Origin of the sequence: Serratia proteamaculans (assembly GCF_946227095.1) — a bacterium.
In the GTDB taxonomy this organism is placed as follows: domain Bacteria; phylum Pseudomonadota; class Gammaproteobacteria; order Enterobacterales; family Enterobacteriaceae; genus Serratia; species Serratia proteamaculans_E.
This window is the reverse complement of the sequence record NZ_CAMISV010000003.1, coordinates 298,166-317,641: the sequence shown is the minus strand read 5'-3', so window position 1 is coordinate 317,641 and position 19,476 is coordinate 298,166. Positions and strand designations below refer to the sequence as shown.

Annotated in this window: 28 protein-coding genes and 1 riboswitch; of the genes, 12 read left to right on the top strand and 16 right to left on the bottom strand. The window is 51.6% G+C overall.

Going from position 1 to position 19,476, the window contains the following annotated elements; translation table 11 throughout:
* Window positions 1–498 precede the first annotated feature (498 nt).
* From manX to mntP, 5 genes are all read left to right on the top strand, one after another.
* The gene (gene manX / locus OC597_RS08085; RefSeq protein ID WP_262208313.1) at window positions 499–1,470 is read left to right on the top strand and encodes a PTS mannose transporter subunit IIAB; all 972 of its coding nucleotides are present in this window, start codon (window positions 499–501) and stop codon (window positions 1,468–1,470) included.
* Between the two features lie 55 nt (window positions 1,471–1,525).
* On the top strand, window positions 1,526–2,326 hold the full coding sequence (locus OC597_RS08080; protein ID WP_085117191.1) for a PTS mannose/fructose/sorbose transporter subunit IIC: 801 nt from the start codon (window positions 1,526–1,528) through the stop codon (window positions 2,324–2,326).
* Between the two features lie 15 nt (window positions 2,327–2,341).
* A complete protein-coding gene (locus OC597_RS08075) occupies window positions 2,342–3,184 on the top strand; it encodes a PTS mannose transporter subunit IID (protein ID WP_085117192.1) in 843 nt (280 codons plus the stop codon).
* Window positions 3,185–3,238: 54 nt separating this feature from the next.
* Window positions 3,239–3,697, top strand: coding sequence for a DUF986 family protein (locus OC597_RS08070; protein ID WP_261462901.1), 459 nt, complete (start codon window positions 3,239–3,241; stop codon window positions 3,695–3,697).
* Window positions 3,698–3,918: 221 nt separating this feature from the next.
* Window positions 3,919–4,102, top strand: a riboswitch (yybP-ykoY riboswitch).
* 11 nt (window positions 4,103–4,113) lie between these two features.
* Entirely contained in the window at window positions 4,114–4,683 is a 570-nt protein-coding gene (mntP, locus tag OC597_RS08065; RefSeq protein WP_085117194.1) for a manganese efflux pump MntP, read from the top strand.
* Window positions 4,684–4,749: 66 nt separating this feature from the next.
* Here the strand turns inward: mntP and rlmA are convergent, their stop codons facing one another.
* A complete protein-coding gene (gene rlmA / locus OC597_RS08060) occupies window positions 4,750–5,571 on the bottom strand; it encodes a 23S rRNA (guanine(745)-N(1))-methyltransferase (protein ID WP_261256476.1) in 822 nt (273 codons plus the stop codon).
* Between the two features lie 144 nt (window positions 5,572–5,715).
* Between rlmA and pgeF the strand changes: the two genes are divergently transcribed.
* Window positions 5,716–6,432 (top strand): peptidoglycan editing factor PgeF, encoded by a 717-nt coding sequence (pgeF, locus tag OC597_RS08055; protein WP_262208311.1) that lies wholly within the window; start codon window positions 5,716–5,718, stop codon window positions 6,430–6,432.
* A 52-nt stretch (window positions 6,433–6,484) separates the two neighbouring features.
* On the opposite strand, the gene cspE is transcribed toward pgeF, so the two are convergent.
* The 3 genes from cspE to OC597_RS08040 form a co-directional block, all read right to left on the bottom strand.
* On the bottom strand, window positions 6,485–6,694 hold the full coding sequence (gene cspE, locus OC597_RS08050; RefSeq protein WP_002221949.1) for a transcription antiterminator/RNA stability regulator CspE: 210 nt from the start codon (window positions 6,692–6,694) through the stop codon (window positions 6,485–6,487).
* A gap of 41 nt (window positions 6,695–6,735) precedes the next feature.
* Window positions 6,736–6,852 (bottom strand): DUF2627 domain-containing protein, encoded by a 117-nt coding sequence (locus OC597_RS08045; RefSeq protein WP_071593021.1) that lies wholly within the window; start codon window positions 6,850–6,852, stop codon window positions 6,736–6,738.
* An 876-nt stretch (window positions 6,853–7,728) separates the two neighbouring features.
* A complete protein-coding gene (locus OC597_RS08040) occupies window positions 7,729–8,727 on the bottom strand; it encodes an MBL fold metallo-hydrolase (protein ID WP_261424184.1) in 999 nt (332 codons plus the stop codon).
* Window positions 8,728–8,949: 222 nt separating this feature from the next.
* Here OC597_RS08040 and OC597_RS08035 point away from each other — a divergent pair, with 222 nt between their 5' ends.
* Window positions 8,950–9,240: a hypothetical protein gene (locus tag OC597_RS08035; RefSeq protein WP_085117196.1), complete on the top strand. Its 291-nt coding sequence runs from the start codon at window positions 8,950–8,952 to the stop codon at window positions 9,238–9,240.
* Window positions 9,241–9,279: 39 nt separating this feature from the next.
* On the opposite strand, the gene OC597_RS08030 is transcribed toward OC597_RS08035, so the two are convergent.
* The 5 genes from OC597_RS08030 to mgrB form a co-directional block, all read right to left on the bottom strand.
* Complete coding sequence (locus OC597_RS08030) at window positions 9,280–10,647, bottom strand: amino acid permease (RefSeq protein ID WP_099064303.1); 1,368 nt, start codon at window positions 10,645–10,647, stop codon at window positions 9,280–9,282.
* A gap of 176 nt (window positions 10,648–10,823) precedes the next feature.
* Entirely contained in the window at window positions 10,824–11,060 is a 237-nt protein-coding gene (locus tag OC597_RS08025; RefSeq protein ID WP_262208306.1) for a DUF4060 family protein, read from the bottom strand.
* A 67-nt stretch (window positions 11,061–11,127) separates the two neighbouring features.
* Window positions 11,128–11,442, bottom strand: a complete 315-nt coding sequence (locus OC597_RS08020) for a phage protein NinX family protein (protein ID WP_261256463.1) — start codon at window positions 11,440–11,442, stop codon at window positions 11,128–11,130.
* A 145-nt stretch (window positions 11,443–11,587) separates the two neighbouring features.
* A complete protein-coding gene (locus OC597_RS08015; RefSeq protein WP_012145551.1) occupies window positions 11,588–11,860 on the bottom strand; it encodes a YebO family protein in 273 nt (90 codons plus the stop codon).
* A 99-nt stretch (window positions 11,861–11,959) separates the two neighbouring features.
* A complete protein-coding gene (mgrB, locus tag OC597_RS08010) occupies window positions 11,960–12,103 on the bottom strand; it encodes a PhoP/PhoQ regulatory lipoprotein MgrB (protein ID WP_085117253.1) in 144 nt (47 codons plus the stop codon).
* A gap of 178 nt (window positions 12,104–12,281) precedes the next feature.
* Between mgrB and OC597_RS08005 the strand changes: the two genes are divergently transcribed.
* Window positions 12,282–12,515 carry a YobH family protein gene (locus OC597_RS08005; protein WP_261256460.1) on the top strand — a complete coding sequence of 78 codons (234 nt, stop codon included), beginning with the start codon at window positions 12,282–12,284 and terminating at the stop codon, window positions 12,513–12,515.
* A gap of 41 nt (window positions 12,516–12,556) precedes the next feature.
* On the opposite strand, the gene OC597_RS08000 is transcribed toward OC597_RS08005, so the two are convergent.
* Window positions 12,557–12,796, bottom strand: a complete 240-nt coding sequence (locus OC597_RS08000; protein ID WP_261424186.1) for a DUF2766 family protein — start codon at window positions 12,794–12,796, stop codon at window positions 12,557–12,559.
* A 199-nt stretch (window positions 12,797–12,995) separates the two neighbouring features.
* Here OC597_RS08000 and OC597_RS07995 point away from each other — a divergent pair, with 199 nt between their 5' ends.
* Together OC597_RS07995 and OC597_RS07990 are read left to right on the top strand one after the other, a co-directional pair.
* Complete coding sequence (locus OC597_RS07995) at window positions 12,996–13,208, top strand: YccJ family protein (protein ID WP_012145555.1); 213 nt, start codon at window positions 12,996–12,998, stop codon at window positions 13,206–13,208.
* A gap of 457 nt (window positions 13,209–13,665) precedes the next feature.
* Entirely contained in the window at window positions 13,666–14,052 is a 387-nt protein-coding gene (locus tag OC597_RS07990; protein ID WP_262208304.1) for a helix-turn-helix domain-containing protein, read from the top strand.
* Window positions 14,053–14,080: 28 nt separating this feature from the next.
* On the opposite strand, the gene OC597_RS07985 is transcribed toward OC597_RS07990, so the two are convergent.
* The 5 genes from OC597_RS07985 to lysM form a co-directional block, all read right to left on the bottom strand.
* A complete protein-coding gene (locus OC597_RS07985; RefSeq protein ID WP_409977058.1) occupies window positions 14,081–14,434 on the bottom strand; it encodes a DUF1304 domain-containing protein in 354 nt (117 codons plus the stop codon).
* A 427-nt stretch (window positions 14,435–14,861) separates the two neighbouring features.
* Window positions 14,862–15,803 carry a pirin family protein gene (locus OC597_RS07980; protein ID WP_261462898.1) on the bottom strand — a complete coding sequence of 314 codons (942 nt, stop codon included), beginning with the start codon at window positions 15,801–15,803 and terminating at the stop codon, window positions 14,862–14,864.
* 97 nt (window positions 15,804–15,900) lie between these two features.
* Complete coding sequence (locus OC597_RS07975) at window positions 15,901–16,065, bottom strand: hypothetical protein (RefSeq protein WP_261256456.1); 165 nt, start codon at window positions 16,063–16,065, stop codon at window positions 15,901–15,903.
* Window positions 16,066–16,088: 23 nt separating this feature from the next.
* Entirely contained in the window at window positions 16,089–16,229 is a 141-nt protein-coding gene (locus OC597_RS07970) for a hypothetical protein (RefSeq protein ID WP_165366775.1), read from the bottom strand.
* A 288-nt stretch (window positions 16,230–16,517) separates the two neighbouring features.
* Window positions 16,518–16,964: a peptidoglycan-binding protein LysM gene (gene lysM / locus OC597_RS07965; protein WP_135316927.1), complete on the bottom strand. Its 447-nt coding sequence runs from the start codon at window positions 16,962–16,964 to the stop codon at window positions 16,518–16,520.
* Between the two features lie 226 nt (window positions 16,965–17,190).
* On the opposite strand from lysM, the gene OC597_RS07960 reads away from it, so the two are divergent.
* Window positions 17,191–17,382, top strand: coding sequence for a YdfD/YebW family protein (locus OC597_RS07960; protein ID WP_262208299.1), 192 nt, complete (start codon window positions 17,191–17,193; stop codon window positions 17,380–17,382).
* A 130-nt stretch (window positions 17,383–17,512) separates the two neighbouring features.
* A complete protein-coding gene (locus OC597_RS07955) occupies window positions 17,513–17,737 on the top strand; it encodes a biofilm development regulator YmgB/AriR family protein (protein WP_261256455.1) in 225 nt (74 codons plus the stop codon).
* An 88-nt stretch (window positions 17,738–17,825) separates the two neighbouring features.
* On the opposite strand, the gene ompC is transcribed toward OC597_RS07955, so the two are convergent.
* Window positions 17,826–18,908: a porin OmpC gene (ompC, locus tag OC597_RS07950; protein ID WP_314733046.1), complete on the bottom strand. Its 1,083-nt coding sequence runs from the start codon at window positions 18,906–18,908 to the stop codon at window positions 17,826–17,828.
* Window positions 18,909–19,476 lie beyond the last annotated feature (568 nt).

Genomic DNA, 19,476 nt, shown 5'->3' with positions numbered 1-19,476 from the left:
GAAACAGCAAGATATCGGGATTGCAGTACCGGGGGATGGCCGAACGGCCGTGTGACTTGTAAAACGCCAGCAGGTGGCGGGTGGAACCTTGAAAAACAGTAACTTCGGTGACAGTCCATAGGGTGGGCTGAGGCCCTTCACTCCTAAATATGAAAGAAGAAATACTCTAGCAGGAAATTTTTTGCCGGCAAAGAAGCTTTTTTACCTTCTGCATCGTCTTGTAACAGCTCTGGTGTTTAATTCCGCAAACACCGGGTTAGGACTTGTCCGAGCGTTCAATAACAGAGCAATGTCACAAAATTTATTTTTTCACTCACTAAAATAAATAGCGCTGATGGGGTTCATTGCGCACAGGCTTTTGAAACTGCGCGGGAAATGTTAACGGCGGGTTTCCAAATTTCTACCATAATGTATCTGAACCACGCAGGTGACTGCCAGCAAGAAAATGAACTAAACAACGACACAATCCGTGCATGAAGTTCAATGAGGAGGTAGCGAGTGGCAATAGCTATTATCATCGGCACACACGGGACCGCAGCAGAACAATTGCTGAAGACGACGGAAATGCTATTGGGCGAACAGGACAACGTCGCTTTTATAGATTTCGTCCCCGGTGAAAATGCCGAAACGTTAATCGAGAAATACAACGGGAAAATCAGCGGGCTCGACACCAGCGGTGGCGTCCTGTTCCTGGTCGATACCTGGGGCGGCAGCCCGTTCAATGCGGCCAGCCGCATCGCCGTCGATAAAGAAAACTATGAGGTCGTCACCGGGGTTAACATTCCGATGCTGGTGGAAACGTTCATGGCGCGAGATGACAACCCTGGCTTCGACGATCTGGTCGCGCTGGCGTTGGAAACCGGCCGTGAGGGCGTGAAAGCGCTGAAAAAACCGGCCGAAGAGAGTGTTAAGCCCGCGGCACCACGGAGTGCTCCCGCCGCGAAACCCGCCGCTCCTCAGGCGCCGCTGGGTCCCAATGACCATATGAAAATCGGCCTGGCCCGCATTGATGACCGTTTGATTCACGGTCAGGTAGCGACTCGCTGGACCAAGGAAACCGACGTCACCCGCATCATTGTGATCAGTGACGAAGTTGCCGCCGATCACGTTCGCAAAACCTTACTGACTCAGGTTGCCCCGCCGGGCGTCACCGCACATGTGGTTGACGTGGCGAAAGCCATCCGCGTCTGGAATAACCCGAAATACGCCGGCGATCGCGTGATGTTTCTGTTCACCAACCCGACCGACGTCTGGCGTTTGGTGGAGGCCGGTGTGGATATCAAGTCGGTGAATATCGGTGGCATGGCGTTCCGTCAGGGCAAAACCCAGGTGAACAACGCCGTTTCGGTTGATGAAAAAGATATCGAAGCGTTTAAGAAATTAAACGAGCGCGGTATTGAATTGGAAGTTCGTAAAGTCTCGTCCGACAGTCGGTTAAAAATGATGGACCTGATTAACAAACTCAATTAATGGCGACAGCCAATAATTATTTTACTCAGAGATCTTTGGTCATAGGAGAAGTGCAATGGAGATTACCACTCTTCAGATTGTACTGATATTTATCGTTGCCTGTATCGCCGGGATGGGTTCCGTCCTCGACGAGTTTCAGTTCCACCGTCCGCTGGTCGCCTGTACCCTGATCGGCTTTATTCTCGGTGATATGAAAAGCGGTATCATCATCGGCGGTACGCTGGAGATGATCGCCCTGGGCTGGATGAACATCGGTGCGGCGGTAGCGCCAGATGCGGCGTTGGCGTCAATCATTTCCACCATTCTGGTTATTGCCGGTGGACAAAGCGTCGGGGCCGGTATCGCCCTGGCTATTCCGCTGGCAGCCGCTGGGCAAGTGCTGACCATCATCGTGCGTACCCTGACCGTAGCCTTCCAGCACGCGGCAGACAGCGCGGCGGAGCGAGGCAGTTTGCGTGCCATTACCTGGCTGCATATCTCCGCCCTGCTGCTGCAGGCAATGCGTATCGCCATCCCGGCGGTTATCGTTGCGGTCTCGGTGGGCACCTCAGGCGTTCACGCGCTGCTTAACTCGATCCCGGAAGTCGTCACCAGCGGCCTGAACATCGCCGGTGGGATGATCGTGGTGGTGGGTTACGCCATGGTGATCAACATGATGCGTGCCGGCTACCTGATGCCATTCTTCTACCTCGGTTTCGTTACCGCGGCCTTCACCAACTTTAACCTGGTCGCCCTCGGCGTGATCGGCGTGGTGATGGCGGTGCTTTATATCCAGCTCAGCCCGAAATACAACAAGTCTCAGGTAGTCCAGGCTGGTCCGGCTAATGCCAACGACCTCGATAACGAACTCGACTAGGAATAGGTGAGAGAAATGGTTGATACAACAGCTCAAAAGAAACTCACGCCAGCCGATATTCGCGGTGTGTTTATGCGCTCGAATCTGTTCCAGGGTTCATGGAACTTCGAACGTATGCAGGCGCTGGGTTTTTGCTTCTCAATGGTGCCGGTGATCCGTCGCCTGTACCCGGAAAATAACGACGACCGCAAACAGGCGATCAAACGCCATCTGGAGTTCTTTAACACCCACCCTTACGTGGCAGCGCCGGTGCTTGGCGTTACCATGGCGATGGAAGAACAGCGCGCTAACGGGGCACCGATCGACGATGCGGCTATCAACGGCATCAAGGTTGGTTTGATGGGGCCACTGGCCGGTGTCGGTGACCCGATTTTCTGGGGTACCGTACGGCCGGTATTCGCCGCACTCGGCGCCGGTATTGCCATGAGTGGCAGCCTGCTGGGTCCGCTCTTGTTCTTCGTTCTGTTCAACCTGGTGCGCCTGATGACCCGCTATTACGGCGTGGCCTACGGTTACCGCAAAGGGGTGGATATCGTTAATGATATGGGCGGCGGCTTCCTGCAAAAACTGACGGAAGGAGCGTCCATTCTTGGCCTGTTTGTCATGGGGGCACTGGTTAACAAGTGGACGCACGTGAATATCCCGCTGGTGGTGTCGAAGATCACCGACCAGACCGGGCATACCACGGTGACCACGGTGCAAACCATCCTCGACCAGTTGATGCCAGGTCTGGTGCCGCTGCTGCTGACCTTCGGCTGTATGTGGCTACTGCGCAGAAAAGTGAATGCGCTGTGGATCATCATTGGCTTCTTTGCCATCGGTATCTTCGGTTACTGGATAGGTCTGCTGGGTCTGTAAGCGTTTTAATCGCCGGGGGGAAACCCCCGGTTTTTTTATTTCTGGAGTTGAAAGATGTCGCTGACCGATGGCGTATTACTGATTTTCACCGCGCTGATGCTGGTGTATGCGATTTACGACGAGTTCGGCATGAACCTGCTGAAAGGCAAAACCTTGCTCAAGGTGCAGTTAAAACGCCGTAATCGGATAGATGGCCTGATTTTTATCGGCCTGATCGCCATTCTGCTCTATCGAAATGTCACCACTCAGGGTGCGTTAATAACCACCTATCTGCTTATTTCTTTAGCACTGATCGCCATTTATATTTCTTATATCCGCTGGCCCAAGATGTTGTTTAAAGCCCAGGGTTTCTTTTATGCCAACGCCTTTATTGAATATAACCGGATTAAAGCCATGAATTTATCCGAGGATGGCATCCTGGTGATAGAGCTGGAGCAGCGTCGCTTGCTGATTCAGGTCACTCAATTAGACGACCTGGAAAAAATTTATCACTTTTTTGTAGAAAATCAGTGAGTAAACGACAACCTTAACTCTCCCCCCACCTCGCCCTGCGCTGTATGTGGATAATAATTCACCAGCGCACGAGGCTACCTGATGATTATTTACGCAATATTGTTGCACTCGCCTACATTATATTCCTTTCTGTACATCCCATTAATGAAAACAATTATCAACGCCAAACAAATGTCCATCGGGAATAAGGGTTGTTGGTAACGGAATTAATATGGTATGGTTGCGCCGTCATTGGGGAGTAGCCGGTTTCTGGACAATAAAACACCAGAAACGCCCGTATCAACATACTCGTTTTATACATTAAAACGTGGTGCGGGCAGCCAGGTAAGGTTGGCGAGACCATAGACACGTAACTCCGTCGTATGGTTGGGGGTGGGTTACGTGTATATGGAGCCGCCCGGCCGAGGTTACTTAACATGAACTTGTCAGCTACACTCATTCTCGCTTTTGGCATGTCTATGGATGCATTCGCCGCATCGATCGGCAAAGGTGCCAGCCTGCATCAACCCCGTTTTCGTGAAGCACTACGCACCGGACTCATCTTCGGGGTGGTCGAAGCCATTACGCCGATTATCGGTTGGGGCATCGGCTTGTTCGCCAGCCAATACATTATGGAATGGGATCACTGGGTCGCCTTCTCACTGCTGTTTATCCTCGGCATGCGCATGATCGTCGAAGGCGTCAGAAACCGGCCGGACGAAGTGGAAAAAGTGAAACGTCACGGGTTCTGGCTGTTGGTCGCCACCGCCATTGCCACCAGCCTCGATGCCATGGCCATCGGTGTCGGTCTGGCCTTCCTGCAGGTGAACATTGTGCACACTGCCATGGCCATCGGCTGCGCCACCATGATTATGGCCACCCTGGGCATGATGATTGGCCGCTTTATTGGGCCATTGCTAGGCAAACGCGCGGAGATCCTCGGCGGCGTGGTGTTGATCGGTATCGGTTTCAATATCCTGCTGGAGCATTTGGGTTATCTCGCCTGATCCTGCTGAACGCAAAGAAAAACCTGCCAATGGCAGGTTTTTTTGTTTGTGGAGCGTGATTCAGGCTTAATCAGGCTGGCGGCGGTACAGCGCGATGACAAAATCGGTTTCGCAGGCGAAAGCCTCACAGCCCATCAGATGCTGCTGAACCTCAGGAGAGGCCCGCCAGGCAAACGGCGTCATCTGCAGCAGGTTGGCCGCCTGCTCACCCGGTAACGTCATCGGATAGGCTAACGACTCAACGCGTTCACAGTCAAAACCGGCGAACTGCTCATCCTGTTCGACATGCAGTTGTACCTGCTGATAGACCTGTTCTTTCAACTGATACAGGTGACGTGGGCCAGGCGATACCGTGACCACTACACCACCGGGTTTCACCACCCGAGCCAACTCTTCAGCTTTGCAAGGCGCATAGATACGCAGTATCGCGTCCAGAGAGCCGTCGGCAAACGGCAGGCGGTGGCTCGACGCCACACAGAATGACACTGCCGGATAACGCTTGGCGGCATAGCGGATCGCCACTTTGGCAACATCCAGGCCATACACCGTAATATTACGCTGCTGCGCCAACCGTGCAGCCACTTCTGCCGTGTAGTAGCCTTCGCCACAGCCGATATCCAGTAACGCCTGCGCATCAGTCGCCAGCGCCTGATCCAACAGCTCAGCCACCCGCTGCTGCAAGGGTTGATAGAAACCCGCATCCAGGAAAGCGCGCCGCGCCTGCATCATTTCCACACTATCGCCGGGCTGCTTTGAACGCTTGTGCTGTACCGGCAGCAGATTGACATAGCCTTCTTTGGCGCAGTCAAACTGATGGTTAGCGTCGCAACGCCATTGCAGATGAGAAAAATGAAGCGGTTGATGGCACAGAGGGCACTGATAAGACATGGCTTGGATTCCAGAGAGATACGGCGCGGCTAGTCTAAAGAAGGCGCTGGTGCGATGCAAGGCGCATCCCGCGAAGGCCTAGCCAAGCAGGAAAAAAACTGGCTACACTGACGTTAAGTTTTCTGACGCAGGCAAAGACCTTATATGACCGATTACTCTCCACTGCTCAACGCCATTCCGGCCATTCAGCACGGTTTCGGCAACAAGAGTGCGCTGCTTCCCGGCCACCTGCTGCCCTACCGCGCCACCCTGCCGGAAAAAAAACAGGTGCATGGCACTCGTATTGTTGACGTAACGCAGACGATGCAACTGTGTGGTGAAGCCGATGGCTTCTATACCACCCAACCCGGCATTCTACTCAGCGTGTTAACGGCAGACTGTCTGCCGGTGATTTTCAGCCGCAAAGACGGCTCGGCCATTGCTGCCGTACATGCCGGCTGGCGTGGCCTGTTGGACGGCATTCTGGAGCAACTGGCGGCGCGTATCAGCCGTGATGACTCAACGGCTCATTGGGTGGCTTCCATCGGCCCTGCTGCCGGCCCCTGCTGTTACGAGGTTAACGAAGAGCTGGTCGCACGGTTCAAGCAACAGTTGCCACTGCCTGCGGCCTTGATCAGCCCCCACTATCGCCACCTGGATCTGGCCGCCATTGCCGAATCCAAACTGCGTGAACTGGGGTTTGCCGCCGTTGACCATGCCGGAAGCTGTACTATCTGTACCCCCAATACTGACCCGCACCAGCCACAGCGCTTTAAATACACCAGCTACCGCCGCAACAGTCACCGACGCGAACAAGATCCAGCGCATCCAGGTATTCGCGGGCGAAATCAGTACGCAGGGATTATTATTGCCGGCGGATAACAGAAACGAAAAAACCCGCACTAAGGCGGGTTTTTTGTACAGCTGACGCTGATTAGATTGCAGTAACGTTTACTGCAGATGGGCCTTTCTGGCCATCTTGGATTTCGAACTCAACGTTCTGGCCTTCAGCCAGGGTTTTGAAGCCGTTACCCTGGATTGCAGAGAAGTGTACGAACACGTCTTTGCTGCCGTCAGCTGGAGTGATGAAACCGAAACCTTTAGATTCGTTGAACCACTTAACTTGACCTTTGATCTTTGCCATCTTGAGTATTTCCTTTGGATTGTTTAAACCGCCCGGAGGCGTTACATAGACAAACTAGAGTCGTTACTGCTTGAGGCACTAAGATAAGGATCGGCAGAGAAGCGGTATTCAACGCTAACGTTTTTACTCAGAACTTCTTTACTGAAAATGCCACACATATACAGAACTGTACCTCGTTTTACCCAGATGCGTTATCACATACTCTGTATTCGATGGCAAGCCATTTTTAATCACTGGTGGAGCTGTCGCACATATTTGAAACGGTCGAGAGCAACATAAGCTTAAATAGACTAAAAGATGTTGAAGCCTTAGCTATTTTCTGCTTAACAGTGATACCTCGCTACACTCCGCACCCTGACTGAATTTTAACAATTCTTTCATCCGATTGACCCATGTATGTTGCAACATATAACCCCAGGCAGGCGCTTAGAACGTTAAAAAATTTGAATCTTTATGGAATTTCTTATACATCTTTTGAATATCGATGAACGGGCACATTTGATATCGGATGTTCCGCCCTTGGGTTGCCATCTGGACGGCCCGACGCAGGCACCGCCTCCCATCAGCTACCTCGCCTGCCCTCGGCAACGAAATAATACCGAGGCTCATTATTGCTCTCAATCAGGGTGACCACAATTTGTGCAGCCGGAAACAGACGACAAAAATCAAATAGCGTGCCACTTTAGGGTGCATAAGCATGCAAAATCAGAATTTACGCACTCTTGTCGTGCAGTAGCCGATAAATACATTACTTATTGCGAGGGTTAAATAACGGCAATAACCTTGAAGAGAGTGGGAATCTATAGCGAAATTAAATCTTAAAAAACGTGCAGGTATTTACTCTGTCAATAACAATGCCAAACGGACGTATTTATTTTATCTTTTTATCCGCGTTGCCCCTATTCATGCCAATGCGTAACCTCAGGCACGGGATCGCCAGGTCCCCATACCTAAGAATGGCCACACCCCGCATCAGCTCTGGCCTGCAGGCGATGGTAACCACCCCGCCCGCCACACAGGCCCAGAATTAACTCTTAAGAGTTAGCATCAAGTGCAATGCGCTCGCCAATTTTGATAGGCAGGAACTGGTGTTGCTCAATTCCTGCCGCGCTCAGAGCCAGATTTAATTGCTGTGGCGGTTCATCCAACGACTCATCGGCCAACTCAAAAACGCCCCAATGGATCGGAATGACCCGCGGCGCATTTAATTGTTGATACAGCGTCACCGACTGCTGGGGATCCATATGCTGTTCCTGCATGAACCAGCGTGGTGCATAAGCGCCAATCGGCAACGCCGCCACATCAAATGGTCCTAAACGGGCGCCAATGTCCGCCAGCCGATCCGTATAGCCACTGTCACCGGAAAAATAGAAGCGCAGCGCCGGATGATGGATCACCCAGCCGCACCACAGAGAGCGATTGCGGTCCCACAGGGTACGCATGCTCCAGTGACGCGCCGGCGTGCTGTGAAACGTCAAATCCCCCAACTGCAGGCTATCCCACCAGTCCAGCTCTTCTACCCGCTGCAGGCGGTAACGTCGGAACCAGTTCTTCAGCCCCAGCGGCACAATAAAGGTCGCCTGCGGAAATCGCCGCGCCAGTTGCCTAACGGTGCGTCGATCGAGATGGTCATAATGATTATGTGAAATTAATACTACGTCCACCGTCGGCAACTGTTGAACCGTCAACGGCGGCGGTGTCTTGCGCTTCGGGCCATAAAAACTGAACGGCGATGCGCGTTCCGACAATACCGGGTCAATCAGGATATAACGGCCATCGAGACGCAGCAGCATCGAGGCATGCCCCAGCCACCAGATACTGTTATCGCTGCCGCTGAGGTCGGCACGTTGCCACCAGCGCTGGGTAAACTGCGGATAGCCCATCTGCGGCGGTTTGGGCAACCCCTGCTGTTTGCGCTCATCCTGCCAGCGCTTTAAATCCCCCTCCTGACGTTGCGAAGGCTCCGGATTGCGAAACCCCTGCGGGGTATGGTGCGCTTTGCCAGCATCATAGTAACGATTGGTTATCTTCAAGTTGCTCTCCCGACCATTGCGGACACCCTGCACGGGCAGGTTCAATAACATAACAAGATACGCGATCCACGTGCTTTGTGAACCGTGCTCACCTCAGGGGGACCTTTTCGGGTATTGTGTTGTCACAGTCCCTGTAAGAATGCCAGGGCCGACTAGAGCCTGTTAAGCATCTCTTAAGATCCTTGTGATTTACTTATTAGGACATTTAGAAAAGGAGAAGTTATGAGCCGTTCTACATCACGCAAATCACGTGTTCGACTGGGCCGTATCCGTAGTGCGATGCTGGCACAGATGCAGTATTGGAAAATGTATGCCGCGATGAAACTGCGCCGGGTACGCGTACCGGCACCACTGGTGCTGTTGGTTGGCGCGCTGGTGAGTTTCTTCATGCTGGGCGTGTTGATGCTGAGCGTGGTCGCTATCGATGTCATCACCACCCTGTTCCTGCTGTGCAGGAAGCTGTTGGGATTGGGCCGCGCCACCCCAGGCAATGCCTTTATGCCACGCAGCTAAAGGATGAACCGGAGGCGCAGACAGCGCCTCCGTTAAAGATTACCGCCGAACTTTAGCGCCTTTGCGGCGCGTCAGCATAAAGCCGGTCCACAACAGCAAGATCCATACCGGCATCAGCAATACCGAGATACGGATCCCCTCGCTGAAATACATGATCACCAGAATCAGGCTGAGGAACACCAGGCACAGGTAGTTGCCAAACGGGTACCACAACGCCTTGAAGATTGGGATCACGCCCTGACGGTTTTTCGCCGCGCGGAACCGCAGGTGAGCCAGACAAATCATCACCCAGTTAATCACCAGGGTAGAGACCACCAACGCCATCAGCAACTCAAAGGCTTTCCCCGGCATCACATAGTTGATCAGCACGCCGACCGAGGTCACCAACGCCGACAGCGCGATCGACAATACCGGGACCCCACGCTTGTTCACCCGGGTCAACGCCTTGGGTGCATTCCCCTGCGTCGCCAGCCCGAACAGCATGCGACTGTTGGCATAGACCCCACTGTTGTAGACCGACAGCGCCGCGGTCAGCACCACCACGTTAAGCAGGGTCGCCACCAGGTTACTGTTCAGCGCATGGAAAATCATCACGAACGGACTGCCGCCTTCCACCACTTTGTCCCACGGATAAAGCGAAAGCAGTACCGTCAACGAGCCTATGTAAAAAATCAGAATGCGGTACACCACCTGATTGGTGGCCTTGGGAATACTGCGACGTGGGTCGGCGGCTTCGGCGGCCGTAATGCCCACCATCTCCAGCCCACCGAATGAAAACATGATCACCGCCATCGCCATCACCAGCCCTTCAATGCCGTGTGGCATAAAGCCGCCCTGCTCCCACAGGTTGCCGATACTGGCTTGCGGACCGCCGTTGCCGCTGGCCAACAGCCAGGCACCGAAAACGATCATGCCGACAATCGCCACCACCTTGATGATGGCAAACCAGAACTCGGTTTCGCCGTACAGCCGCACGTTAACCAGGTTGATCAGATTGATCAGCACAAAGAATACCGCGGCGGAAACCCAGGTAGGGATGTCCGGCCACCAATACTGAATATAAATACCGACCGCGGTCAATTCGGCCATGCCGACCAAAATGAACATCGCCCAGTAGTTCCAGCCGGAAAGAAAACCGGCGAAATCACCCCAGTATTTATAGGCGAAGTGGCTAAACGACCCGGCGACCGGCTCTTCAACCACCATCTCCCCCAACTGACGCATGATCAGAAAAGCGATAAAACCGCCGATGGCATAACCCAGCAACACCGAGGGGCCGGCCATTTTAATGGTCTGTGCAATGCCGAGAAACAGGCCGGTACCGATGGCACCGCCCAGGGCGATGAGTTGTATGTGTCTGTTTTTTAAACCGCGTTTTAGCGGAGTGTCCTGCTGCTGACCGCCCATATTACCCTCATATGGCGTGGGATCCTGCCGCTTTTGCGCAAGATTTCGCCAATCAATAAATGTATCTGCGGGCGGCTTTTTAACACTTAACCCCGTGAGCATCAAGGAGTAGCGCCCCGACGACGATGGTCAGGGCGCTATTTTATACTGGGAATAACCGTAGAAGGGGGAAGTTTTTAACCGGACAGGCCACACAACTTGGTCAGATTGCGTGCGCCAATCATCAGCGTTGCGACGTAGGACTGGCGGCGTGTTACCACCTCTACCGCCACGCGATCGTTTTGATATTTTATCAGATAGGTCGACGGCCAGCCCTGTCGGCGCTGACCAAAGCTTTCGGCGTGACGATCGATTGCCGCATGGGCAACCACCAGATGAGACAAGTTTTTATCACCTTTAATAGTGCGCTTCATAAACAGGCTCCGCCAGAGACAAGTTCTGTTGTCATAAAAAGGGAAAGTCATCAGTAATTCTGGTGTTTCAACGGACCATTTCGTTAGTTTGCTGGCTCAGCAGGAAACAGATCATCGCGGCGCGCAGTGGGCTGCTGCAGTCCGCCTGCCACTCACCAAGCTGAGTGCTCATGCGCGCTTGCCACTGCGTACTGTCGCTTTGAGTATCGGCATTCAGACTGATTTTATTGGCGCAGATAATCGGCCAGGCATCGGAGGGATTCTTGCAATAATCTTTACCTTTCACACCGCCGTAAGGATACCATTTATCCGGGTTTTCTCCGGTGATCAACGCAATGCTGCGGTTCACCTCGGCGTCGCTTTCTTCATACCATTTAATCATCGGCTTTATCCATCTTTCGTAGAGTTGGCGCTACATTACGATGCTAATACGACAGATTTATGACAATGGGATGGGTTTTTATATTATCTACACTAATGTTTTTCGGCGCAGCGCGGGTGGCAAAGCCACCCGACAGGCATCTTGATTAACGCTCGGGGATAAAACCTTTAAAATCCAGCGTCGGGCTGAGATCGTCATCGTCCGTCACGCTATCGCCACGCGCGCTTTGCGCCAGGCTTTTCAATAATGCAGTTTGCTGACGCTGCTGCTCGGCAATTTCCTGCAGCAGGCGGATCTGCTCATTGGCACGCACACTGGCGCGATTCACCAGGAACCAGATCCACAATCCCACCAGCAGTGCCAGCACGGCGACAACCAGCGACACCAGGCTATTCGGACCAAAACCTAAATCGTACATGGACAACCCTATCTACTGCTAAAAACAGGCAGACATCTTAGCACCCCGGGCACCGGCACGGACATCTTGATAGAAAATTGTTACGCACCACTACGCATCTCACCAGGGGATCCAACGGGTAACAGAGCAAAGCCCCAACGCAAATGTCCCCCCCTCATCGCAATAGCTATCCAGCGCCAGCAGATAAAAGAACAGGCAGGCGGCGAGGAACGCCATTATCACGAGGATTTTTTTTCGTAACAAATTTAGCAGCCTCATTGTTATCTTGATAATTTGTTGGGCATGCTATCACAGCCAACTTAAACGAAGTTTAACCTGTCGTTTAGAAACCGGCTTGAGGGCCACTTTTCAGATTGTTACCATTGCCCCCTTCTCCGGAGCGTGGCTATATCGCAACGACGATAAATAACAAGGAGTCACAATGGCTAAGTTGGTGAAATGGGCAGTGCTGCTGGCAGTAGTGTATGGGGTGTTTTTGTTCTCGGGCTACGGTGTGTTGGTCGGCAGCAATAAAAACGTCGGTGGGCTGGGATTGCAGTGTAAGTACATGACGGCACGCAATCTGGTGATCGCCCAGTATCTGCATGGTGATAACGGCGTGATTGGCGTGGCCGATTGCCCGCTGTTCAAGAAAGTCGAAACGGTGGTGGATTAATCACCACCGCTCAAAACCGTCGCTCAGCGGCGGTTCCCCCATTAACCGCGGGTAAACTTCATCTCAATCAGCGCAATCGCTTTTTCAATCGCCCGCCGGGTCACGGGATCGGCCCCGGCCGGATGAGTGGTAAAATCAATGCTCTTCAACTGGCTTGCCATCTTGTCCCGTACCTCGGTAGGGGCGATAACGTCGATAACATCCAGGATCTGTTTGATCACCAATTGGCAGGCCACCAGGTCGGAAGCCAATTCCTGATCGTTGCTCAGCATGTCGGACATAATACCTTTCCTTCTTAATTCAGACGCCGCACAGAATAGCATGCCGCATGACGCTTTGCCGCCCCCTGGCCGTTCGCCGCTGAATTTTCAACGTTGTGCGCATTGGGTGTCAAAACGCCCGATTGAATTGACCTATACTTGAGCCTTGAGCGGCTCGCTTTTCGGCGCCCCCTCAGCTACAACCCAACAGGAGAAAGTTATGGCAAACCACAATGTGAAATCCTGGGCTACCGTGCGTGAAACTTCGGTTGAGATCGCCGAGGCAATTTTTGAACTGGCAAAAAACGATGAGGTTCTGGCACAAAAAATCTGGGAGGAAGGCAGTGACGAAGCGTTGCAAATGGCCTTTGCCAAAACCAGCGCCGACCAACTGTACTGGGGTGAAGAAACCGTGGAACGGAAAAACGTCTGATCGGCTAACGCTCAACAATAAAAAGCCCGGGTCACTCTGTGCCCAGGCTTTTTCGGTAGTCTGTCAAACCCCATTGGGAGTCATATTCTGTCCTGATATCACGGCTCTTCACCTCCCACACCTTCCGCATTATTCATTCTCATCACCGGTGTCACCATAAACGCGGCTACACCTACAATTACAACCAGAGTAATAATCACTGTCATTAACATGCGATCACCCCATCAACGCTGAATTGTCACGGCTGGATCTGCTTGGGTTGTCATGTGTTGCGATCTGCCCCACTTTGGTATCGGCAGTAGCGGGCTATCTCAGATTAGCCGTTTTTGCTTCCGGCTGACAAGCCACTTGACGATGGTTTTTCCGAATAATTTCGTCTCGGTGACGGTGGCTTTTTTGTCCGTGGCGGCAAGTTGTGTATACTTCAGCGCTATGTAGATCTCACACAGACGCACTGATGATACAAGAACATCACCTCTCATTAGTCTGCGCCCTCAGTAAATGGGTCGAAACTCACCTTGGAAGAGTGATCCATCTCGAAGAGCTGGCCGAATACTCCGGCTACTCTCTGTGGCACATGCAGAAGCTGTTCAAAGAAGCGACCGGGATTTCGCTGGGCAAGTACATCCGCGAACGCAGACTGGCCGGCGCGGTTTACCAGTTGCGCAGCAGTGACGCTTCTATTTTCGACATCGCCCTCGATTTTGGTTTCGGCTCACAGTCACATTTCACGTATATGTTCAGAAAACGGTTTGCTATCACGCCATATGATTTTCGTCAGGATTTAAGCGTGGACCTACACATTGCCCCGCCGCTGCACGTCATCCATCAGAAGACTGCCTGACCGCTTTTCCCACCGCCGTTAACGGCGGCTAATGCGCCCAAAGAACCACCACCAACCCCACCAACGCGGGCAGTGCTTGCACCCCGAGGATTTTACGGCTGGCCGTCAGTCCGCCAAACACGCCCGCCACCAGCACACAGCCGAGGAAGAACAGTTGCACCGTCGGATCGTTGCGCCAGACACCCCAGGCCAGCCCTGCCGCCAGAAAACCGTTGTACAACCCCTGATTGGCCGCCAGCACCCGCGTTGCCGCGGCAAATTCTGCGGTGGTAGCAAACACTCGCCTGCCGGTCGGTTTCTGCCACAAGAACATTTCCAGGATCAGGATATACAAATGGATCGCGGCAATTAACAACACGATTATATTAGAAAGAATTATCATTTTGTTTTACGGGGTTAATCTGGGATTAGGTTTAACCAGTATAACCGCCCTCAGAATATTGCGAATAATCCGGCATAAAAAAACCCGCCGTAGCGGGTTTATTGCATAATCATTCAGAGTTAGTTTAGCGCGACAACCAACATGGCTGCGATTGAGATCCAAAACGCCGCCGTTGCAATAACAACATGGGATAATCTTGCACGATAGAGTACTTGGCTCATAATGACCTCACAGGCTTCTGACTAGCGGTGGACAACATCAATTCTTGAGATTTATCTTAATCCACTGCTCCGACCTTTTATTTGCGCCAGATCACTATTTACCAGATAAACTATATTTACGCCCAAACATGGAATTTCGATCACATTAATTTAACGTTAATAGAGCGAAATGAATAAAACTCTCCCGTCGTTATAGCCTTCAGATATCAAACATCGCTCCAGGGCAGGCGCGGCGCGGTCATGCGCGGACCATAATAGCCGCTGACTTCGGGGAAGCGTGTATTCCCCTGCTCCCAATCACGCTGCGCCTGGGTAATCTCCTGCTTGTTGTGGCCGACAAAGTTCCACCAAATGAGAATCTCTTCATTTAAAGGTAGCCCGCCGATTAATAATGCGCGGCTGCCCTTCCTGCCATGTAACCCGATACGGTTAAGATTTTTACCTAAATAGGCAAACTCATCAGGTGAAAATTTTTCACCATTAACCTCAAATGCACCAATAAGGGGCAAGAAGCCTATTTCAAAATCTTCTCGCAGTGGTAATTGCAAATAGCCATCGGCCTGCCATTCCAAATCAATGGCGATTAAAGGCGAAAGCGTGAATACCGGGGAACGATATTGTTCAAACTCGCCCACCAACAAAGTGTGCCGGACCCCGTCGCGCTGCCAGCACGGCAAATCAGGATAATGATCAAAGCGTGGTGCCATATTGGCATGTTCGGCAGGTAACGCGATCCACAATTGCGCGGCATGCAAACGCCGCTGTTCGCCCGTTGACTGCTCGGTATGCGCGATACCCTGGCCTGCGGTCATCAGATTAACCTGCCCGGGGCGTATCACCTGTTCACTGCCCAGGCTGTCACGGTGTAGCACTTCACCTTCAATCATCCAGGTAAAGGTTTGCAGGCCGATATGCGGATGCGGCCCGACATCCATCCCCTGCGAGGTGCCGCTGAATACCGACGGACCGGCATGGTCGAGAAAGCACCAGGCCCCGACGGTGCGGCGTTCGCGGGTCGGCAAGGCACGGTTGATCTCAATGCCGCCGACTTCGGCGTTGCGTACGGCAATGCGTTGGATCTGACGGATGCCGTCAACCACAGGACAATCACGGGAAGATGAAGAATGAGTTGGGCGGGAATTGCTCATGATAAAACGCCTCCAGAACGTCACACAGGTGAATGAGTAGCCGGATGCCAGCTTACCATGAGCCGGCGGCCAAAACGCAACCTGGGGGGTCTGAGCGCTAGGATGCCTTGATGTAGCAGCCCTTAATATCGACTTCATCGTGAGCATGCTTCAGATCGGAGAAGTAAGTCACACCAAAGAGTATTGATACCACTAACAACACGGAAACCAGTAAGCCAATAACGGCCAACAGCTTGGTTTCATCGTGGAGATTGTGCTCCATTTTATCCCCTGTATTGAAAGACGTCATGTCAGCCACAGCGTGACCGACAGCGTAAAGATAATCAGGGAGCAGGACGCTATCGCCAGCACAATGACAGCAAATTGCGCGTCTCCCAAAGTTTCACGGTAGTTTTTATCTTGTGAGGTATTACGTTGTTGTTTCACAGAATCTATCTTAACTCATCACGCGTTAACGTTTTTGTGAGGGGTGATTGATAATAAAGCCCGCCATGGCAGGTTTGTCAGATTCCGCGCCCAATGCCGCTCAGACCTCTAGAGTGGCAAGACGCTATCAACTTTCCTCGCCAGGGTCAATATTCCCTCCTGACTGAGACGGCGAAGAACATGAAGCATTCTCAACTCTTATTAAAACAATAAAATAATTAGACCAACTTATACCAAATGGCATAAAAAAGCCCGACCAGAGATCCGGCCAGGCATAATGTGTCGCGGTTACTGTGGAATACGCAGTACCTGCCCCGGGTAGATTTTGTCCGGGCTGGACAACATTGGCTTGTTCGCTTCGAAAATCTTATTGTACAGATTGGCATTACCATACACTTCTTTCGAAACGGCGCTCAGGGTATCGCCCTTCTTCACGGTATAGAAACGACTTTCTGCGGCAGCTTGTTCAACTGACACCTTGTCTTCCACACCGCTGATGCCGGCTACGTTCCCTACGGCCACCAGGATCTTCTCTTTCAGCTCCTGGCTGACTGCGTCACCGGTCACTACGGCTTTACCGTCAACCACCTGCACATCAACCTTATCGATACCCGGCAGACCGGTTTTATTGAGGTGGTCCTTCAGTTTGGCGCTTTGATCTTCGGCAGTGGCATTGCCGGTCACTGTGTCCCACAGTTTTTCGCCCGCTTCTTTGACGAAGTTAAACAAACCCATATTCACTCCTTTCGATGGTTACAATGTTGCGTTGACTTAAGGCTTGTTAAGCTTAGCACTGCAAGAGGGATATTCAATTGGCCCTGAGGTATTAAGCGGTTAGAGTAATCCGAAAGTGCCACATTTAGTGGCCAAACTGTCCAGTCGCGGCTGCCCGGCATGAAACAATCGCCGACTTTACCTACAATAAGGGTATGGAAGAATTGGGTGAAGGACATGAGACGCAATGTACGCCTTGGTGATGTTTGTCTGTTATCTGGATGGCGACTGTGCCGATATCGTGGTTGACGTGCTGCGCGATGAACGCCAATGTCTGATCAGCATGAAAGAACAGAATCTGCGCCATGCCGGTTGTTTTCCGTTTGAGGATTTTATCGACGGCTTCTGGTTGCCAGCCAACGAATATGCGCCGATGTAAGATTTAGGACAAATTTTCCGCTACTTTCCTCTGAGGAATATCTGAATTCACCGGAAAACAGGTATGCCTACAATGCTTTATGCCGCCAGTTTGCTAAATTGCTTCACCCGAACGATATGGAGACGGCGTGATGCCCGTATCTACCCTCTCAAACGAACATTATGAAACCCTGTTACGCGACGTCAGCCTGGTGGTCGGCGGCGCAGTGATCCAACTGATCAATCTTAATAAAAAAGTTTCCGGCAATAATATTCTGGCCCATTTGGTTAACGAGATTGAGCATGAGACCAATCAACAACGTTTTGCCACCTTGCGCTCAGCAATTGAAGTGATGGGGCAAGCCCCGAAAGGATAGCCGCCCCAATAATAGAAAAGGCAGAGCTCGCGCTCTGCCTGATTACCTTTTGGTTCCCGACACAGGAAGAAGGTAATAGCGTTGAAACTTAGAAACGGTAGGTCAAGTTCACTGCCACGATATCGTCGGTGCTCAGTTTCAGCTTGTTATCGTCGTTCAACTGGTTGATTTTGTAGTCAACATAGGTGTACATGTTTTTGTTGAAGTAGTAAGTCGCACCCACTTCCACGTATTTCACCAGATCGACATCACCAATCCCTTCGATATCCTTGCCTTTGGACTGCACGTAGGCCAGAGAAGGACGCAGACCGTTCTCAAACTGGTACTGGGCCACAACTTCGAAGTTTTGCGTTTTGTTGGCGAAGCCAGACACGCCGTTGCCGCTGATTGGCGTCATGTTACGTGTATCGGCATACATGGCAGCCAGGTAAACCTGGTTGGCGTCATACTTGATTGCCGTGGTCCAGGCCGTCGCGCTGTCACCTTTGCCGTAAGCCAGTTCTTTCTGCTTGCTGGTACGGTTGGAGTCAGAGAAGGCTGCCGCTACACCAACACCCGAGCCGCCGATGTCCTGATAATCCAGGGACATACCGTAACCGTCACCGTTTTGTTTGGTCACGCCACGGCCATCACCGTCGTTTTTACCCTGGTACTGCAACGCCAGGTTCAAGCCTTCTACCAGACCGAAGAAATCGCGGTTACGGTAGGTTGCCAGGCCGTTGGAACGTGCGGTCATGAAGTTATCGGTGTAGCTGTAAGTATCACCGCCGAATTCCGGCAGCATGTCGGTATAGGCTTCCGCATCGTACACTACGCCGTAGTTACGGCCGTAATCGAATGAACCGTAGTTGGCGAATTTCAGACCGGCAAAGCCCAGACGGGTTTTGGTGCCCGCAGTACCTTGCGCTTCGTCGTGGTTGGCCTGAACGTTGTATTCCCACTGACCGTAGCCGGTCAGCTGGTCGTTGATTTGCGTTTCGCCTTTAAAACCAAAACGGACATAAGTTTTGTCGCCGTCTTCGGATTTATCTTTGCTGAAAACATGTTTGGCCGCTACGCGACCGTACAGGTCGAGTTTATTGCCATCTTTATTATAAATTTCAGCCGCGTTGGCAAAGGAGGTCATTGCCCCGAGGGCAATAGCTAAGGCTAATACACTGCGTTTCATCATTTATTTTCCTAGATATTATAATTTTTAATTCCTGCCCATCACGCCCAATTTATGGTTTGGGCTGTGATCTTTATCATTTAGCGTTTTATGAGCGCCCCTAATAAAGGAGCCATGTGACATTAGCATCATGAATCGTAACTTCAAATAAAAAAGTTCATAAAACACCGTGGATAAAGCATGTTTATTTGTAACCAAATATTTCACAATCAAGACAAATCAAACCATTGATTCTTATTATATTTTGCCACATAAGTTATAACCAAACTGGTGCAATGCACCATATTGGTGCAATTTAGTTTCTTTTTGTATGCTTTCCGCACGTTTCATAAATATCATGAAACTTAGCAGGGTTATTAATAACGTTACTTATTTCACATTTTTATCTGAGTAAAGTCGCATGGGTAATTAAGATCACTTAGCCACGTTTTAAGCCAAGCTTTTACCGCTTCGAGTAATTAATTGAATTCAAGCCATCAAAAAGAGGTTTAGCAAAGATGGAAGGTGAAAAATAAAAAATATTGAATAGCGGAATATAAAGCAGGGGAAACAAGAGGAATAACCAGCATGA

Excerpts from the sequence above, each read along its gene's own strand:
- OC597_RS08080 (WP_085117191.1), top strand. The coding sequence starts at position 1,526 with ATGGAGATTACCACTCTTCAGATTGTACTGATATTTATCGTTGCCTGT.
- OC597_RS08075 (WP_085117192.1), top strand. The coding sequence starts at position 2,342 with ATGGTTGATACAACAGCTCAAAAGAAACTCACGCCAGCCGATATTCGC.
- OC597_RS08070 (WP_261462901.1), top strand. The coding sequence starts at position 3,239 with ATGTCGCTGACCGATGGCGTATTACTGATTTTCACCGCGCTGATGCTG.
- mntP (WP_085117194.1), top strand. The coding sequence starts at position 4,114 with ATGAACTTGTCAGCTACACTCATTCTCGCTTTTGGCATGTCTATGGAT.
- rlmA (WP_261256476.1), bottom strand. The coding sequence starts at position 5,571 with ATGTCTTATCAGTGCCCTCTGTGCCATCAACCGCTTCATTTTTCTCAT.
- pgeF (WP_262208311.1), top strand. The coding sequence starts at position 5,716 with ATGACCGATTACTCTCCACTGCTCAACGCCATTCCGGCCATTCAGCAC.
- cspE (WP_002221949.1), bottom strand. The coding sequence starts at position 6,694 with ATGGCAAAGATCAAAGGTCAAGTTAAGTGGTTCAACGAATCTAAAGGT.
- OC597_RS08045 (WP_071593021.1), bottom strand. The coding sequence starts at position 6,852 with ATGTGTGGCATTTTCAGTAAAGAAGTTCTGAGTAAAAACGTTAGCGTT.
- OC597_RS08035 (WP_085117196.1), top strand. The coding sequence starts at position 8,950 with ATGAGCCGTTCTACATCACGCAAATCACGTGTTCGACTGGGCCGTATC.
- OC597_RS08030 (WP_099064303.1), bottom strand. The coding sequence starts at position 10,647 with ATGGGCGGTCAGCAGCAGGACACTCCGCTAAAACGCGGTTTAAAAAAC.
- OC597_RS08025 (WP_262208306.1), bottom strand. The coding sequence starts at position 11,060 with ATGAAGCGCACTATTAAAGGTGATAAAAACTTGTCTCATCTGGTGGTT.
- OC597_RS08020 (WP_261256463.1), bottom strand. The coding sequence starts at position 11,442 with ATGATTAAATGGTATGAAGAAAGCGACGCCGAGGTGAACCGCAGCATT.
- OC597_RS08015 (WP_012145551.1), bottom strand. The coding sequence starts at position 11,860 with ATGTACGATTTAGGTTTTGGTCCGAATAGCCTGGTGTCGCTGGTTGTC.
- OC597_RS08005 (WP_261256460.1), top strand. The coding sequence starts at position 12,282 with ATGGCTAAGTTGGTGAAATGGGCAGTGCTGCTGGCAGTAGTGTATGGG.
- OC597_RS08000 (WP_261424186.1), bottom strand. The coding sequence starts at position 12,796 with ATGTCCGACATGCTGAGCAACGATCAGGAATTGGCTTCCGACCTGGTG.
- OC597_RS07995 (WP_012145555.1), top strand. The coding sequence starts at position 12,996 with ATGGCAAACCACAATGTGAAATCCTGGGCTACCGTGCGTGAAACTTCG.
- OC597_RS07990 (WP_262208304.1), top strand. The coding sequence starts at position 13,666 with ATGATACAAGAACATCACCTCTCATTAGTCTGCGCCCTCAGTAAATGG.
- OC597_RS07985 (WP_409977058.1), bottom strand. The coding sequence starts at position 14,434 with ATGATAATTCTTTCTAATATAATCGTGTTGTTAATTGCCGCGATCCAT.
- OC597_RS07980 (WP_261462898.1), bottom strand. The coding sequence starts at position 15,803 with ATGAGCAATTCCCGCCCAACTCATTCTTCATCTTCCCGTGATTGTCCT.
- OC597_RS07975 (WP_261256456.1), bottom strand. The coding sequence starts at position 16,065 with ATGGAGCACAATCTCCACGATGAAACCAAGCTGTTGGCCGTTATTGGC.
- lysM (WP_135316927.1), bottom strand. The coding sequence starts at position 16,964 with ATGGGTTTGTTTAACTTCGTCAAAGAAGCGGGCGAAAAACTGTGGGAC.
- OC597_RS07960 (WP_262208299.1), top strand. The coding sequence starts at position 17,191 with ATGTACGCCTTGGTGATGTTTGTCTGTTATCTGGATGGCGACTGTGCC.
- OC597_RS07955 (WP_261256455.1), top strand. The coding sequence starts at position 17,513 with ATGCCCGTATCTACCCTCTCAAACGAACATTATGAAACCCTGTTACGC.
- ompC (WP_314733046.1), bottom strand. The coding sequence starts at position 18,908 with ATGATGAAACGCAGTGTATTAGCCTTAGCTATTGCCCTCGGGGCAATG.